This is a genomic window from Vibrio sp. 1-2 (7-a), from assembly GCF_013048515.1.
GTDB classification, from domain to species: Bacteria; Pseudomonadota; Gammaproteobacteria; order Enterobacterales; family Vibrionaceae; genus Vibrio; species Vibrio diabolicus.
Genome location: NZ_VHSQ01000001.1, coordinates 1,174,233 through 1,187,391, shown reverse-complemented (window position 1 = coordinate 1,187,391; position 13,159 = coordinate 1,174,233). Strand labels below are relative to the sequence as shown.

The 13,159-nt window shown below is 45.0% G+C and carries 16 protein-coding genes; 6 read left to right on the top strand and 10 right to left on the bottom strand.

The features are described 5' to 3' along the window. Positions 1 to 2: 2 nt before the first annotated feature. Entirely contained in the window at positions 3 to 455 is a 453-nt protein-coding gene (locus FKN08_RS05220; RefSeq protein ID WP_005395130.1) for a MarR family transcriptional regulator, read from the bottom strand. Between the two features lie 449 nt (positions 456 to 904). Between FKN08_RS05220 and FKN08_RS05215 the strand changes: the two genes are divergently transcribed. Next, entirely contained in the window at positions 905 to 1,918 is a 1,014-nt protein-coding gene (locus tag FKN08_RS05215) for an HlyD family secretion protein (RefSeq protein ID WP_048626452.1), read from the top strand. A 5-nt stretch (positions 1,919 to 1,923) separates the two neighbouring features. Then, positions 1,924 to 3,456 (top strand): MFS transporter, encoded by a 1,533-nt coding sequence (locus tag FKN08_RS05210; RefSeq protein ID WP_170891475.1) that lies wholly within the window; start codon positions 1,924 to 1,926, stop codon positions 3,454 to 3,456. A gap of 51 nt (positions 3,457 to 3,507) precedes the next feature. Here the strand turns inward: FKN08_RS05210 and FKN08_RS05205 are convergent, their stop codons facing one another. The 9 genes from FKN08_RS05205 to vscN form a co-directional block, all read right to left on the bottom strand. After that, positions 3,508 to 4,110 carry a TetR/AcrR family transcriptional regulator gene (locus FKN08_RS05205; protein ID WP_053807479.1) on the bottom strand — a complete coding sequence of 201 codons (603 nt, stop codon included), beginning with the start codon at positions 4,108 to 4,110 and terminating at the stop codon, positions 3,508 to 3,510. Positions 4,111 to 4,394: 284 nt separating this feature from the next. Then, positions 4,395 to 5,450, bottom strand: coding sequence for a SctU family type III secretion system export apparatus subunit VscU (vscU, locus tag FKN08_RS05200; protein WP_048626449.1), 1,056 nt, complete (start codon positions 5,448 to 5,450; stop codon positions 4,395 to 4,397). Positions 5,451 to 5,465: 15 nt separating this feature from the next. After that, positions 5,466 to 6,251: a type III secretion system export apparatus subunit SctT gene (sctT, locus tag FKN08_RS05195; protein ID WP_031780447.1), complete on the bottom strand. Its 786-nt coding sequence runs from the start codon at positions 6,249 to 6,251 to the stop codon at positions 5,466 to 5,468. After that, on the bottom strand, positions 6,248 to 6,514 hold the full coding sequence (gene vscS, locus FKN08_RS05190; protein WP_005377227.1) for a SctS family type III secretion system export apparatus subunit VscS: 267 nt from the start codon (positions 6,512 to 6,514) through the stop codon (positions 6,248 to 6,250). The genes sctT and vscS overlap by 4 nt, the downstream gene beginning before the upstream one ends. Positions 6,515 to 6,527: 13 nt before the next feature. Beyond that, a complete protein-coding gene (gene vscR / locus FKN08_RS05185; protein WP_005377232.1) occupies positions 6,528 to 7,178 on the bottom strand; it encodes a SctR family type III secretion system export apparatus subunit VscR in 651 nt (216 codons plus the stop codon). Next, complete coding sequence (gene sctQ / locus FKN08_RS05180) at positions 7,175 to 8,143, bottom strand: type III secretion system cytoplasmic ring protein SctQ (protein WP_170891474.1); 969 nt, start codon at positions 8,141 to 8,143, stop codon at positions 7,175 to 7,177. The genes vscR and sctQ overlap by 4 nt, the downstream gene beginning before the upstream one ends. Further along, a complete protein-coding gene (locus FKN08_RS05175) occupies positions 8,140 to 9,288 on the bottom strand; it encodes a type III secretion system needle length determinant (RefSeq protein ID WP_170891473.1) in 1,149 nt (382 codons plus the stop codon). Before FKN08_RS05175 ends, sctQ begins: the two co-directional genes overlap by 4 nt. Before the next feature lie 9 nt (positions 9,289 to 9,297). Beyond that, positions 9,298 to 9,759: a type III secretion protein gene (locus tag FKN08_RS05170; protein ID WP_170891472.1), complete on the bottom strand. Its 462-nt coding sequence runs from the start codon at positions 9,757 to 9,759 to the stop codon at positions 9,298 to 9,300. Next, positions 9,756 to 11,078, bottom strand: a complete 1,323-nt coding sequence (vscN, locus tag FKN08_RS05165; protein WP_170891471.1) for a SctN family type III secretion system ATPase VscN — start codon at positions 11,076 to 11,078, stop codon at positions 9,756 to 9,758. The genes FKN08_RS05170 and vscN overlap by 4 nt, the downstream gene beginning before the upstream one ends. Before the next feature lie 185 nt (positions 11,079 to 11,263). Here vscN and sctW point away from each other — a divergent pair, with 185 nt between their 5' ends. From sctW to vscX, 4 genes are read left to right on the top strand one after another with little or no spacing between them, the layout of a single operon-like run. Beyond that, the gene (sctW, locus tag FKN08_RS05160) at positions 11,264 to 12,157 is read left to right on the top strand and encodes a type III secretion system gatekeeper subunit SctW (RefSeq protein ID WP_005395115.1); all 894 of its coding nucleotides are present in this window, start codon (positions 11,264 to 11,266) and stop codon (positions 12,155 to 12,157) included. Then, a complete protein-coding gene (locus FKN08_RS05155) occupies positions 12,138 to 12,422 on the top strand; it encodes a TyeA family type III secretion system gatekeeper subunit (protein ID WP_170891470.1) in 285 nt (94 codons plus the stop codon). Before sctW ends, FKN08_RS05155 begins: the two co-directional genes overlap by 20 nt. Beyond that, the gene (sycN, locus tag FKN08_RS05150; RefSeq protein ID WP_012841776.1) at positions 12,409 to 12,783 is read left to right on the top strand and encodes a type III secretion chaperone SycN; all 375 of its coding nucleotides are present in this window, start codon (positions 12,409 to 12,411) and stop codon (positions 12,781 to 12,783) included. Before FKN08_RS05155 ends, sycN begins: the two co-directional genes overlap by 14 nt. Next, positions 12,780 to 13,157, top strand: a complete 378-nt coding sequence (gene vscX / locus FKN08_RS05145) for a type III secretion system protein VscX (RefSeq protein WP_005377246.1) — start codon at positions 12,780 to 12,782, stop codon at positions 13,155 to 13,157. The genes sycN and vscX overlap by 4 nt, the downstream gene beginning before the upstream one ends. Positions 13,158 to 13,159 lie beyond the last annotated feature (2 nt).

Below are 13,159 nucleotides of genomic sequence, written 5' to 3'. Positions count from 1 at the left end.
AGTTAAATTTGTCCGTTAAGCTTGCGTAAGTTCGCTACCACGCTAGAAAGTTGCTGTTTGCTGTTATCTAGGTCGGCATCAGCAAGGTTCTGTTGGGCTTCTTGCAGCACTAGCGAAGCGATATTTGCACATGTATCAACGGTGTCTAAAGATTTTTCTGTTAGCACGACTAACTTACTTCGACTATCCGTTGGCGAAGGTTTCCTCTCTGTCCAACCGCGCTTTTCAAGCCCATCAATTGATCGACTGACGCTCGATTTTTCTAAGTACAACAGTTCACAAATCTGACTTTGAGAAAGGGCACCGTTGTTTCGTAACAGCAACACGACACCCCATTGTTCTGCTGTCATATCAATACCAGCATCTTTGAAACGGGTAGTGAGTAATCGGTTAAACAGACGACTAGCAAGCCCCGTAAGGTGACCAAGAGACTGATGATGGTTGTATTGGGACATGGAAAATTTCACCAAATAACATGAACGAACAATATGGTTGTATACACAACTATATTGGGCAATGTCAAATTCGTTTGAAGAAAATGCTACTAGCTTGTGCTTATCGTTGGGTTGATGTGTCAGATTGAGATGCTAATGAAAATTGGTGAGGTAGCTTCGAAAACTTTGGCCAGTCAAGTTGTTTGCGATTGATGCGCCGAGTTGGGGAGCAGGCTTCAATAAAGGTAGGGGAGTTGCAGTCCTCTCTTTATTTATTCAGTTTAAATGTGTTTTTTTATTTACATTACAGATGGTTAGGTTTTAATTCTCTTCATTCAAAACACTTTTCTCAAGAAGTTCATGATAAATCAATGAGATTGATCTTTTTTGATTGGCAATGATCAAATGTATCTTTACTAAAACTGTACGGTACAGTACAGTTTGTGAAAATCATAAAATGGGTTTCAAACATGAAGAAGAAAGTTATCGCCTTGTCGCTTGTTGTTGGTTCGTTATTTGCTGCTGGCTGTGCCTTATACCAGCCGAATACTGTAATGACGGATAACGCATATGTTCATTCAGACGTTACGGCCATTTCACCTGAGGTTGGGGGGCAAGTAAGCGAAATCTTTGTCAAAGATAACCAGTGGGTAAGAGAAGGAACTCCTTTGTTTGTCATTGATGATGAAGACTTTATTGCCAACCAAGAAATTGCTCGAGCAGCACTAGATGTTGCGAAATCTGAGCTTACTGCAAATCAAATCAAAACGGATATGCAGTTAATGAAAATTGAGCAGGCGAAGCAAGGTATTCGCCGCGCGAGTGCAAATGCCGAACACCAAGCGGCGGAGTTTCAACGTCTTTCTCGTTTGGTACAAAAGCAATCTGTAAGCAAAAATCAGTTTGAAGCACAAAAAACGCGATCTATTGAAGCAAGCAGTAATCTTGAAACCGCTAAATTGGGCTTAGCTGCTGAGCAAAAACAGCTCGACACATTGATGACTGAGAAGTTGCAACTGACAGCACAGCGTAAAAAAGCAGAAGCAAGCTTACGACTGGCTAATATTTCACTGGAAAGAACCACGGTGCGTGCACCATTTGATGGCTATGTGGCAGATAGACAAGTGCAAGTCGGCAAGTTTGTACAACCAGGAATGGGGCTCATCGTGATGGTGCCAGATTATGTTTGGATAGAGGCAAACTTTAAAGAAACACAACTTGAGAACGTTGTGCCTGGGCAAGAGGTTGAAGTGGTATTGGATATGTTTCCAAACCATCCATTGCATGGCCGTGTTTCTTCGATAACCCCGGCGACTGGTGCACAGTTTAGTTTATTGCCACCTCAAAATGCGACAGGCAATTTCGTAAAAGTAGTACAACGTGTACCAGTACGTATTGAGCTAGAGATCCCTCAAGAATTGAGTCAACGAGTCTATCCGGGGTTGTCTGCAGAAGTATCGATCGAGACTGCGGCACAAGGTTAACTGCAATGGAAAAACGTTCACCGCTGCTGATTTTGACGCTTTTTGCGATTGCTGCTTTTGGTATTAACTCCGTGATGTTTACCGAGTTATCGTATGAGATGGCGGCAACGTCAGGCTTATCTGTCGATGAAGTTGCTCTGGTTAAAGTCGGCTTTATGATTACCCAGGTATTAGGTTTTATATTCACACCAATATTGGTGCGTAGATTGGGTACGTTAATTCTCTTACATGCCATTTTATTGGTAGGTCTAGCGAGCAATCTTGTACTTTACTGGGGCGGACAGCAAGAACTGGTGTTCACTCTGACTTGGCTCTCGAGTGGCTTTTTTATGAGCATGTTAATGGTGGTATTAAACCTTTACTTGCTCCACTTCTTTGAACAGCGTTGGCTACCTGCCATTATCGCTTTAACGCTAGTATTCTCAACCTTGCTACCGATCGGCGCTTACCCTTGGGTAGTGGCCAATATTGTCGAAATCTTTGATTGGTCACTGTTGTGTGTCGTGTCGGCTTGGCTGTACTTCTCTGCCTTGATAATTGCATGCATATACAATCCTAAGTCGATTCAAATCGAGGCCGGACCCAAATCTGGCTGCTGGTTTTATTTAGTTTTTGCCCTGACAATAAGCCTCGTTGTATTTCTATTGATGAGAGGCAGTTATTACAACTGGTTTGACTCGGAATGGTTTGTTAAAGCCTCTTCGATAGCTGCGGCTCTGACTTTGTTAGTGGTGTATTATTTTGTGAAAACCAGTCCCTTAAATACAGCATCAATACAGCTGCATAGTAAGTTGAAAACTAATGTTTTTATGTACAACGCTTTTTTGGCAGGTTTTGCTGTTATGGCGAGCAATCTGTTGTTTACTAGCTTTTTGAAAATGGCGTTGCAGTACAACAACCTTAATGCTGGATATGCCCAATTGCCGGCATTTTATGCCATGCTAGGTGGTATGCTAGTCAGTGTGCTGGTGTATTACTTCCGCCGTCCATTAGCGGATGCAGTCGTCCCGTTTGGTGTGGTGATGATTATACTTTCGGTACATAAGTTTAGTCAGTTACCTAGCTTTGCTGGTACGGAATCTTTGTCCGTTCCGATGATGTTGCGTGGGTTTGGTGTCGGCTTATTGAATGTGTCTGTGACCATTGCAGTCTTGATGTACTTCCAGGTCGGGCAGCGTTTAGAAGGCATCGCCAATTTCTACCTCTTTCGTACCATTGGCGGTGTGATTGCTGGTGCCGTGTTCTTACGGGTAATGCAAAGCCATAGTGCACAAGCTGCTGGAGAGACTGGCCGAACGCTAGATGATGTGAATCATGCTTTTGGTGCTTATAAAAATGCGTTGAGCAGTACGATTCTGACTCATGGACACTTGCCAAATTCGGCATTAGGAATGAGCCAAATTAGTTCTGTTGTCAAAGAGCAGGCGACCACTCTCGCACTGAGTAATTCATTATTGATGTTTATTATCTCGGTCTTTGCTCTCGCGCCAATCTTAATAATCGGTAAAAAACTGGCGGCGAAGCGAGAGATTCACTAAGCCATAGAAACAACAAGGGAGCGATGATGCTCCCTTTTATATTCAGTGAGTTTATCTTTGGTATAGATTTAGGAAGGCGGTGACCGCTTTTTTCGTATGTGCATCTAACTCTTCATCTGTCGGAAAATCGAAGCCAATTAGTGCCATGTTCTGGTAATCAAGTTTAATTAATGCAAGTAGTTGCTCACAAGCGAGGTCGGCATTTTCAACATCGAGTTGTGAGCTGACAGTTTCACTCTTTAAAAAGTCGATGAGGTATTGATGAATGCGATGCGGCCCTGTCTGCCAGAATTGATTTGGTACGGAATCATGTTTGTTGAAGTCAGCCGAAACGATCCGATAAAGTGATAGCATAGGATTGGAGCATACACCTTTTAGGTACTTCTTGGCGAAGTCATTCAATGTTTCTTGTAAAGGCGCCGATTGCTTGTCGGCAAGCTGGAAGACGGACTCTAAGCTGGTTTTGGTATTGTATGCTAAAACTTCAACAAATAACCCTTCTTTGTTCGAAAAATAGCGATATAACGTCTGCTTTGAGCCTCCACAAATCGCGACGATTTGATCGAGTGATGTGTCTTTGTAACCTTGCTTTATAAAAAGGTCAGTGGCAACTTTGATGATTCGAGTTCGTTTCTTTTCGGTAGATATGCGCATAAATAAATCAACCTAAGCAAAAATCCACCTTTGTTGTGGCTGGCGTGGTTTCTTACCGAGCTCTAGGTGGTTTAGAGATGAAAGTAAAACTGTCCAGTACAGTACCACTATTGACGTTAGTAAACACGACTTTTCATGAACCAAGTGCTTCATTGAGACAAGCAAAAGTAGGCAAATTCGATATGCTGAAACCTATAGCGAAGGATGACACATTTAAAAATCTCATTACGTATAGAAAAGTGATAACCGTTCTTCGTACGATAGCCTTTACTCTCGAAATCATGTTAATTCAGCGTCTTATCGGACTCCAATGATGCCAACCAACGAAGCACTTCGGCGGTTGCCTCAATAAGATCACTTGGGATGTACTGGTCGACGTTGCCGTCCGCGTATAGTGCGCGAGCAAGAGGGACTTTTTGCATCACAGGCACACCTTCCTCTTTGGCGATTGCGATCATACGTTTGGCTACCGCATCGGTTTCCATCAAGGTGATGACGGGCAGGGGCGTTTCGCCTTTTTTGTAGTACAGACCAACCGCGATATGCGTTGGGTTTGTTACCAACACATTGGAGCGTTTAACATTTTCACGTTGATTGGAGGCCTGTAGCTCTTGGTGTAGCTGACGACGTTTACTTTTGATTTCAGGGCTGCCTTCCATCTCTTTGTATTCGCGCTTCACTTCGTCCTTGCTCATTTTGAGCTTCTTCGTGTGATCAAACTTTTGGTACGCAAAATCTGCGGCAGCGATGACGATGAAACCTACCGAAGAGATAATCATTAATTGTTTAATCATGACGCCAGTAATGGTCGGAACACATTCTAACCCACAAGTTGGAATTTGCATTAAAGCGTTGATGTTACCGCGTAATGTCACCCAGATAATGCAGGAAAGAAGAGAGACTTTAAGGATCGACTTGATAAATTCAATCACACTCTTGAGGGAAAAAATGCGTTTGGCACCTTCGACGGGATTGATCTTTTTGATGTCGGGTTTAACGGACTCGCCACTAAATAGAAAGCCGAACTGCCCCATATTGGAAAAGATGGCGACGAGTGCAGCAACCAGAATAATCGGAGCGAGTAGATAGGCAATTTCTTTTGCGATGGCAATAGCGACATCGACTAGCGCATCTTGGAAGCCCTGATAAGCAAGCTTACTTGGTAGGAGAATAAGCGCTGAGATGTGCGACATGTAATAATCTGCGAACGCAAACAGTACAATTATGAGCGCTAAAATTAATGCAGACGATACGATTTCTTGGCTTTTGGCTACCTGACCTTTCTGCCGAGCATCGCGTAACTTTTTTGCGGTGGGTTGCTCTGTTTTTTCTGCGCTCATAAAGAATCCTAAGCGTTATTGCCAAATGGTATTGAGTTGTTCTGCGAATCGGGTAATGCCATAAAATTGCACTTCAAAGTGATCCATCATTAACCCGAGATACACGATCAGTAAAACACTCGCGATGGCACTTTTTATTGGCATGGCAAGGAAAAAAACATTCAATTGCGGTGCAAAACGACTGATAAGCGCCAGACCAAACTCAGCAAGAAACATTGCCAACACTAATGGAGCGGACATCAACACACCAAGCCACATAAGCTGTTCAAATTGCGCGTAGAAGAAGCTTACCCATGCATCGCTAACGGTTGGGAAAAAGTCCACGATCGGCCAAGATGTGTAGCTTTTGAATAACGCGTAGATAAAAGTGACAAAGCCCCCGCCAGAGAAGAACAGGGTAATCAACGTTTGGGTCAGCAACACTGCGGTTGGCGTCGATTGCGAGCCTAGCGTTGGGTTAAACATACTTGCCATGGCAGCACCACGTTGGTTGTCGACCAGAAAGCCAGCCGCTTCTATTGCCCAAAAGGGGATAGCAGCAACAAACCCGATCAATAGCCCAATTAATACCTCTTTACCCAAAATCACTATCAGCCAAATACCGTCGGTTTCTGCAGGCAAGCTTTGCTGATTAATCATCGGAAATATAAACAGTGCGAGTGAGCAAAGCACACCATTTCTCACCATGGTGCCGCCTAGCATTTGCTTGCTCAAAATAGGCAAAAAGATGAAGCATGCCATTAACCGAGGCAACGTCAGGCTGTACAAAAATAAGGCCTGGTGTAAGTCGTGATAACTCATCGTATTTGAGGAATTTTATCCATGGCAAGCGAGGCGAAGGCGTGGAGCTCTGCCCCTAGCCACTGCGTTGTGACGAACAGCGTAATAATGACCGCGATAAGCTTGACCACAAAGCCTAACGTTTGTTCTTGGACCTGAGTTAACGCCTGAATAAGCGACACCAATGTGCCAACCAATGCTGCGACTAAAATCGGCGGTAACGACAAGTACAAAACTAGGGTTAATGCTTGAGTTGTGAAATGAATGATTTCAGCAGAATGCATACTTTCTCCGTGATTAACCGTAACTCAGCACTAAGCCGTGGGTGAGTTTCGTCCAGCCGTCAAGCAAGACAAAGAGTAACAATTTGAAGGGGAGGGAAATCGTCATTGGCGATACCATCATCATGCCCATGGCGAGCAAGATATTCGATACAATTAGGTCGATAGCGATGAACGGTAAGTACAATAGAAAGCCAATTTCAAAAGCACGGGTAAGCTCACTGACCGTAAACGCTGGCAGCAACAGCAACAAGCTATCTGACTCTAAACGGTCCACGTACTTTTGAGGCCATAATGTGCGCGCAGCATCGGTAAAGAATATGGCTTCGGTTTCCCGAATATGTTTTTTCAAAAACTCTCGATAAGGCTGTAAACCGCTTTCAATGAGGCCTTCTACACTTGCAGAATCTTCGAGGGAGATATCATGCTGCTTTACGTAGTCGTAGGTTTCAAAACCGACGGGAGCCATGATGAAAATAGACAAAATGATCGCCAATCCGTACAGCGCCATGTTCGGTGGAATTTGCTGTACACCGAGAGCGTTACGCAGCAGTGAGAATACAACGGCGAGTTTTACAAACGACGTCGCCATCATCGCGATAAATGGGATCAGTGCCAGCAGTGCTAAGCTGACAATGAGATTGAGCTCGTCAGGTAACTGGATCATGCTGGCTCCTGCGTGCCACCAAACAGTTCCAGTACGCGCACACCTAAATGCTCATTAACATTAACCAGTTCACACTCACCGACGATTTTGCCGTTGGCACGCAATGTTACCGGCTTAGATACAGGTTGGTTTAGCTCGAATACGTACCCAGGCTGAAGCTGGTTAAGCTGTTCTAGAGTGATGGTTTGATGGCCGATATCAAACGTGAGTTCCACGGGCAGTTGCTGGTGGTCGGTTAACATTTCTGAAGTGTTTACGTCATTCATATTGGTTTCTTTTTCAATAATGTGAAGAATTTGGTCATCCAGTTGGCAGCGCCAGAGATTCTGGTTAGATACTTGAAAAATGGCTTGTTGTTGGGCGATATAACAATCGTCAAAAAAGATCACATCTCCCAGTTCGAGCGAATTAAATTCGCTTAACATTAAATGGGTCTTTCCAAGGCTTAACCACACAGGTAAAGCGAGATGTCGCGCCTGAAGAGCAGCGCTGTTTGGTAGTGCATCCAACAGCACGTTTGCTCCTTCGCTAACCCACAAACAAAGAGAGCCGTTAGGTTTATTGAGGGTTAACATCAAGGTATGCTCTTGAACTTGGCTCGACTCTAACGGTTGTAACTGGCTAAGAATGGGCAACTGACCAAATAGTGCTTTGAATGCCTCACTATGCGGTTCAATCTGAGAACTCAAAAGTGCTAACTGGAGCGAGTTGGGCAGTGACTCGAATGCAGTGGCATTCAGAGTAGACTCAAGCCATTTCTGGAGTTGCGCACGACAAAAATCCACTTGGACCGTTTGCCCTCCAATCAACGTGGTTAAACGGAATCCTTCAAATGAAGGGATTTGAGAAACAGTAATCGATACGCTCTGACCATCAGCCCCTTGGAAATGGCATTGCTTTGCACAAAGTTGATTACTGAGCGCAATACTGTCTGAATCGACTTTGGGTATCGTTAACGGCGTCATAGGTCATTCTCCGCTTGCCATTCTTCATACACGCTACGTTTCTGGCGTGAGTGTTGTTGTTCATGTTGTTGTTGATCGAGCTGTTGAGTTTGTTCGCTGATCGCTAGACGAAGTGGCTGATCACCGCCAAATCGATTTAGGCGTTCGGCAAGATCTTGTCTAGCTTGTTGGCTAATAATGGAAAGGGCATGCTCTTGTCGAATCGTCACGCTATAACCTTGCGCGTCCAACTTGATGTGGATTTCGCCACCTTTTAATTGTCCTTCACTCAGAAACAGCCGAACCTCTTTGTTGTCCGATGCGGTTGGCAGCGAAACATAGATTTTGTCCACCAATTGTTGGAGTAACGTGTTTACTTCTCGTACAGGGGCCGGCTGAGCCTGTGAAGCGACACTCTTTAAAATGACATCGCCTTGTGTTGCCGCGCTCGCAAGGTGTTGAGGATCTGCTTTTTCGTCATCCGCTTTACCGGCCAGTAGTGCGCTTTTCGTCTCGATTTTCTCAAGCGATTTAGTTTCAGAACGACTATCGGTTTTATCTGTTAGTTTGCCTGTGTCTTGTAGTCGTTGAGTTGCACGCTTATTGTGTGTCGTTTCGGTTTGTTTCGTCGTGAAGTTAGCATTGTTAATTGCATCTTGAGCGAGCGATTTCCCTACGGCCTTTTTAGGGAGAGAGCCGTCGAGAGAAGCTTGTGCTTGAGAATGGGGGCCAACGCGCTCAAGCGAGGATGGGCTTGGAGCCTGAACGCTCTCAAGTTTCTTATCTTTCTCATGCAATTTACTGTTTTCAATTAGGCTTTCTTCGCTATTTTTTGCGTCGTCTTGTGGTTTCTCCACGTCCTTTTTGGTTACAATGTCACTTTTGTCTTTTAATGTAGCGGTATTTCTATAAGTGCTGGTTTCTTGGTTAGAAAGTTTCGATTGTTTGTCTAGGCTTTGAGATGCTTCATGTCTTAACGGAAGGCTCTCGTCTCTGCTCTGAGTGTCTTTTTTGCTCGCAACGGTAGATTCTTCTTCCTTGCGAGGTTTCTCCGTCATTGCACGCTCGAACTGTGATTGAAGCTCAGCCTCTCGCTCCAGGGGCTTTTTTTCTGGCGTTGATTTGTACAGCGTATTCGGTGTTTCTTCTGTTGGAGTAATGCGCATAATGAACCTTTAGATAATATCGACAGTGCGAAACTCTTCTTGTTCGAGTTCTTCTTGGTATTGTCTTTCTCGCGACTGTTCCGCGAGTTCTTGTTGTTGCAACTGAACGAGTTTTTCTTTGGTTTTATGGGCTTGCCGTGCCTCTTTTTGTTTTTCTTTAAGTACCGAACGTTCGTACTCAAGCGCTTTTTTTGCTTCGGCAACACGCTGTTTAAGCTCGGCTTCTCGCTCTCTCAACAACGCGATTTCTTGTCTCAATGTTTCCAACTCTTTGAGAACGAGTGTGTGTTGCTTTGCTTTGGCAAAACGTCGTTCTTCTTCTTCCTGACGCCAAACGTGATAGTCCGCTACGGAACGTTCGGCCTTTTGAACCTGTGCTGCCGAATTTGATACTCGGTATTCTTGGCGCTTAACGGCTTTATCCGCACGTTCAGCTCGAATTTGTTTGATTTCTAATAACCGTTCGATCATTGGTTCGCCATCCCTTTTAGTTGAGCGATAGCACCATCAAGATCACTTGGTTCATGCGTTCCTTGACGTAAAAAGGCGCGTATATCATCACTTTGTGCAATCGCCATATCTGCTCGGCTATCTGCCCCATGCTGGTACTCGCCAATTTTTATCAGTAGCTCAACTTCTTCGTACTTGGCTAACATTTCGCGAAGGTGAGCAGCAGACGCCTGATGATCAGGTTCAACGATTTGATTCATCACGCGGCTTGCTGATCGGAGTACATCAATGGCGGGATAATGGTTCATTGCCGCAAGTTTGCGCGAGAGAATGATGTGCCCATCTAAAATGGAGCGAGTTTCATCGGCGACAGGTTCTGTCATGTCGTCGCCTTCAACCAACACGGTGTACAGCGCTGTAATTGACCCTTTGTCAGATTGGCCGGCTCGTTCCATCAGCTTTGGCAAAGCGGCAAAAACGGAAGGCGGATAGCCACGTCGTGTTGGTGGCTCGCCTGCGGCTAGTCCAATTTCTCTCTGTGCGCGGGCGAAACGCGTTACAGAATCCATCAGCAGTAACACGCGTTTACCTTGGTCACGAAAATATTCAGCAATAGAAGTGGCAACAAAAGCGGCTTTGGCACGTTCCATGGCCGGGCGATCGGATGTCGCGACCACTAAAACCGATTTGGCCATTCCTTCTTCGCCCAAGTCATGCTCAATAAACTCTCGTACTTCGCGTCCGCGTTCACCAATCAAGGCGAGAACGGTCACGTCGACGTCTGCGGATCGAATCAGTTTTGCCAGTAGGGTACTTTTACCACCGCCCGCCGCTGCAAAAATGCCCATGCGCTGACCTTCACCACAGGTCAGTAGTCCATCAATGGATCGAATCCCAAGAGAGATTGGCTTTTCAATCAGTTTACGTTGCATTGGTGGTGGCGCATCGCGATAAACCGGATACCAAGCACTTGGTTCCTGGCTTTGCGTACCATCGAAAGGACGCCCAAGCCCATCAAGCGTTGTACCTAATAGGTGATCGCCAACGCCGACCTCATGCATTTTTCCCATTGGGCTAACTTCTGTATTTGAGGAAATCCCAAACATATTTCCTAACGGTGTGAGCAGAGCGTGATGCTGTTGAAAGCCAACGACTTCCGCTAATAAAGACAGAGTTTGATCAGGATTACGCAACTCACACAGCTCACCAACACGAACGCCGGGGACAACGGCCTTGATGATGGTGCCGGTTACTTGCGTAACGCGCCCGCGAATTTGGATCAGACGAGTTTGCCTGATCGCAGATTGTTGGATATCAGTGATGTATGAGAAATCGTTCAAGGTAAAAATATGCGCAATGATTGATGTTGGGAGGATAGAAAGGATGAGGGGGGATTTATAGTGAATATCAGTCGGGAGTTTTTAGAAAACTGAAAACGCACTAAAAAAACACGTCTGATTTTGACAGCTTCGAGAAAGCGCACTTCCTATAATTCGCCTGTATTGTACGGAAGGAGTGCAAGTGAATGAGTATTATCAACAATCATATCGCAACAAACCCAAAGTTTGATGCGTCTATCCAAAACGGGTTGGAATCGTCTCGTACCGACGCTTCACGAAAAGGCAATTACCGCGGTGAAACGGTCCGTGTTCACAATGCCACACAATCACTTTTTGATGCGATGGAAGAGCTCACTTCACTCGGTTCCGAAAAAGCAGAAAAAGATTTGACCAAGCGTAAAGTAAAAGACAGTGGCGTTCGAGTTAATGAAGCGCACGAACTCGTTTCTGACTATCTGCGAAAAGTCCCTGATCTTGAAAAGAACCAAAAGATCAAAGATCTGGCTGCAAAAATGGCGGGAGGAAATATCTCGACCATCGCTCAATTGCAAGCTTATTTGAATGGATTTTCAGAGGAGAAAAGCCATCAATACCTTGCGTTAAAAGCCGTTAAAAAGTTTTTGAGTGCGAGCCCAGAAAGTAAACATCTACTAGCGCTGATTGACCAAGCGATTCTGAGAATCGAGCAAAACCCAGATTCTTGGGCTCAAATTGATACGGAAATTCGCGTCTCAAACTTTGCTGATGAGTACAGCCAAGAGCAAGAGTTTAGCTCATTACATCAGCTGCGCGGTTTCTATCGCGATACCGTTCATAGCTATCAAGGGCTCGGCGCTGCTTATCAAGACGTAGTGGCGCGCTTTGGTGAACAGGAGGTATCGACCGCTGTTGAGTTTATGCTGCAAGGCATGAGTGCAGATCTTAGTGTTCAAGGCAGCAGTATCGACTCGGTTAAGTTGCAGTGGTTGATGTCCGATATGCAAAAACTCAAAACTCTAAATACGTTGCAAGATCGCGTGAGTCAGCTGTTCCAAATGTTTAAACCGGAAAGGACGAGTTATGGCTTATCAAGTTTCTAATTTGATGGCTGATGTGATTGCGTTGGTAGAGCAGCGATGGGTAAGCAGTGATGAGATTTGGAAAGTCGCCAACGCAATGGAATTGACGGCGGTACAACAAAAAATCGATTTTTTTCGAGAGTTCCACAAGTTAGTCCGCGCAATCCCAATTGACGTATTCGCCGATGAAGAACAACGACAGAATTTAATACAAGCGGTACAAAAGGCGTTAGACGAAGCCATTGATATAGAAGAAGAGGAAGCGTGGGAATATGAGTTGGATTGATGCATCCGTCAATGAATTTTGCCGAGGAATGGGGCTCGATGCCGTCGATTTCTCATCAGCTGGACGGGTGCAGCTGGATTTTGAGCAAAGCGGTACACTACATATTGAGCGACACGGGGAGCAGCTATTCTTGATGTTGTCTCAAGCGTTATCTTGGCATCAAACCAGTGACATCATTCAAAGCGCACTCAGTTTGTGTCATGCCGATCAAGGCTGGCCTTTCGAAATTAAAACTGGTTTGTTAGATGAGCAAACTTTGGTTTTTTCCGCGCGGTTAAACGGAGAAGAGGTCACGCTTCCGACTTTAGAACAAGCGTTTACGCTTTTGGTTCGTCTACATAACGATGTGGCAACCTCATGACTCGAGTAAGCACTTTAAACGTAGGAATAGAAGCCTTCACGCATGTTACTCATAGTGAGGTTAAGGCCGATTTCCCTGAACGGTTTCAATTACTTCCTGATGGACAGGCGGTCGCTACGCATTTAGAGAAGCTCTATGACCTCAGGCCTTCAGACCAATACCTAATCGCGTTAACCAAGCCAAAATTGTTGCACTCAGAATTGTTGCGTCCAGAAAAGTACCGCCAACAGTTCGATGAAACGTTGGCTCAGTTGCAAGTTCTTGCACAGGATTCAGGCTCCGCTTCTTTTATCAAAGCATCCGAAACGCTACAAAGTACGCAACTTGATCAGCGTTACCTCACTATGGCGCTCAATCTCCTTATCCAGGTCTAACC

Excerpts from the sequence above, each read along its gene's own strand:
- FKN08_RS05220 (WP_005395130.1), bottom strand. The coding sequence starts at position 455 with ATGTCCCAATACAACCATCATCAGTCTCTTGGTCACCTTACGGGGCTT.
- FKN08_RS05215 (WP_048626452.1), top strand. The coding sequence starts at position 905 with ATGAAGAAGAAAGTTATCGCCTTGTCGCTTGTTGTTGGTTCGTTATTT.
- FKN08_RS05210 (WP_170891475.1), top strand. The coding sequence starts at position 1,924 with ATGGAAAAACGTTCACCGCTGCTGATTTTGACGCTTTTTGCGATTGCT.
- FKN08_RS05205 (WP_053807479.1), bottom strand. The coding sequence starts at position 4,110 with ATGCGCATATCTACCGAAAAGAAACGAACTCGAATCATCAAAGTTGCC.
- vscU (WP_048626449.1), bottom strand. The coding sequence starts at position 5,450 with ATGAGCGCAGAAAAAACAGAGCAACCCACCGCAAAAAAGTTACGCGAT.
- sctT (WP_031780447.1), bottom strand. The coding sequence starts at position 6,251 with ATGAGTTATCACGACTTACACCAGGCCTTATTTTTGTACAGCCTGACG.
- vscS (WP_005377227.1), bottom strand. The coding sequence starts at position 6,514 with ATGCATTCTGCTGAAATCATTCATTTCACAACTCAAGCATTAACCCTA.
- vscR (WP_005377232.1), bottom strand. The coding sequence starts at position 7,178 with ATGATCCAGTTACCTGACGAGCTCAATCTCATTGTCAGCTTAGCACTG.
- sctQ (WP_170891474.1), bottom strand. The coding sequence starts at position 8,143 with ATGACGCCGTTAACGATACCCAAAGTCGATTCAGACAGTATTGCGCTC.
- FKN08_RS05175 (WP_170891473.1), bottom strand. The coding sequence starts at position 9,288 with ATGCGCATTACTCCAACAGAAGAAACACCGAATACGCTGTACAAATCA.
- FKN08_RS05170 (WP_170891472.1), bottom strand. The coding sequence starts at position 9,759 with ATGATCGAACGGTTATTAGAAATCAAACAAATTCGAGCTGAACGTGCG.
- sctW (WP_005395115.1), top strand. The coding sequence starts at position 11,264 with ATGAGTATTATCAACAATCATATCGCAACAAACCCAAAGTTTGATGCG.
- FKN08_RS05155 (WP_170891470.1), top strand. The coding sequence starts at position 12,138 with ATGGCTTATCAAGTTTCTAATTTGATGGCTGATGTGATTGCGTTGGTA.
- sycN (WP_012841776.1), top strand. The coding sequence starts at position 12,409 with ATGAGTTGGATTGATGCATCCGTCAATGAATTTTGCCGAGGAATGGGG.
- vscX (WP_005377246.1), top strand. The coding sequence starts at position 12,780 with ATGACTCGAGTAAGCACTTTAAACGTAGGAATAGAAGCCTTCACGCAT.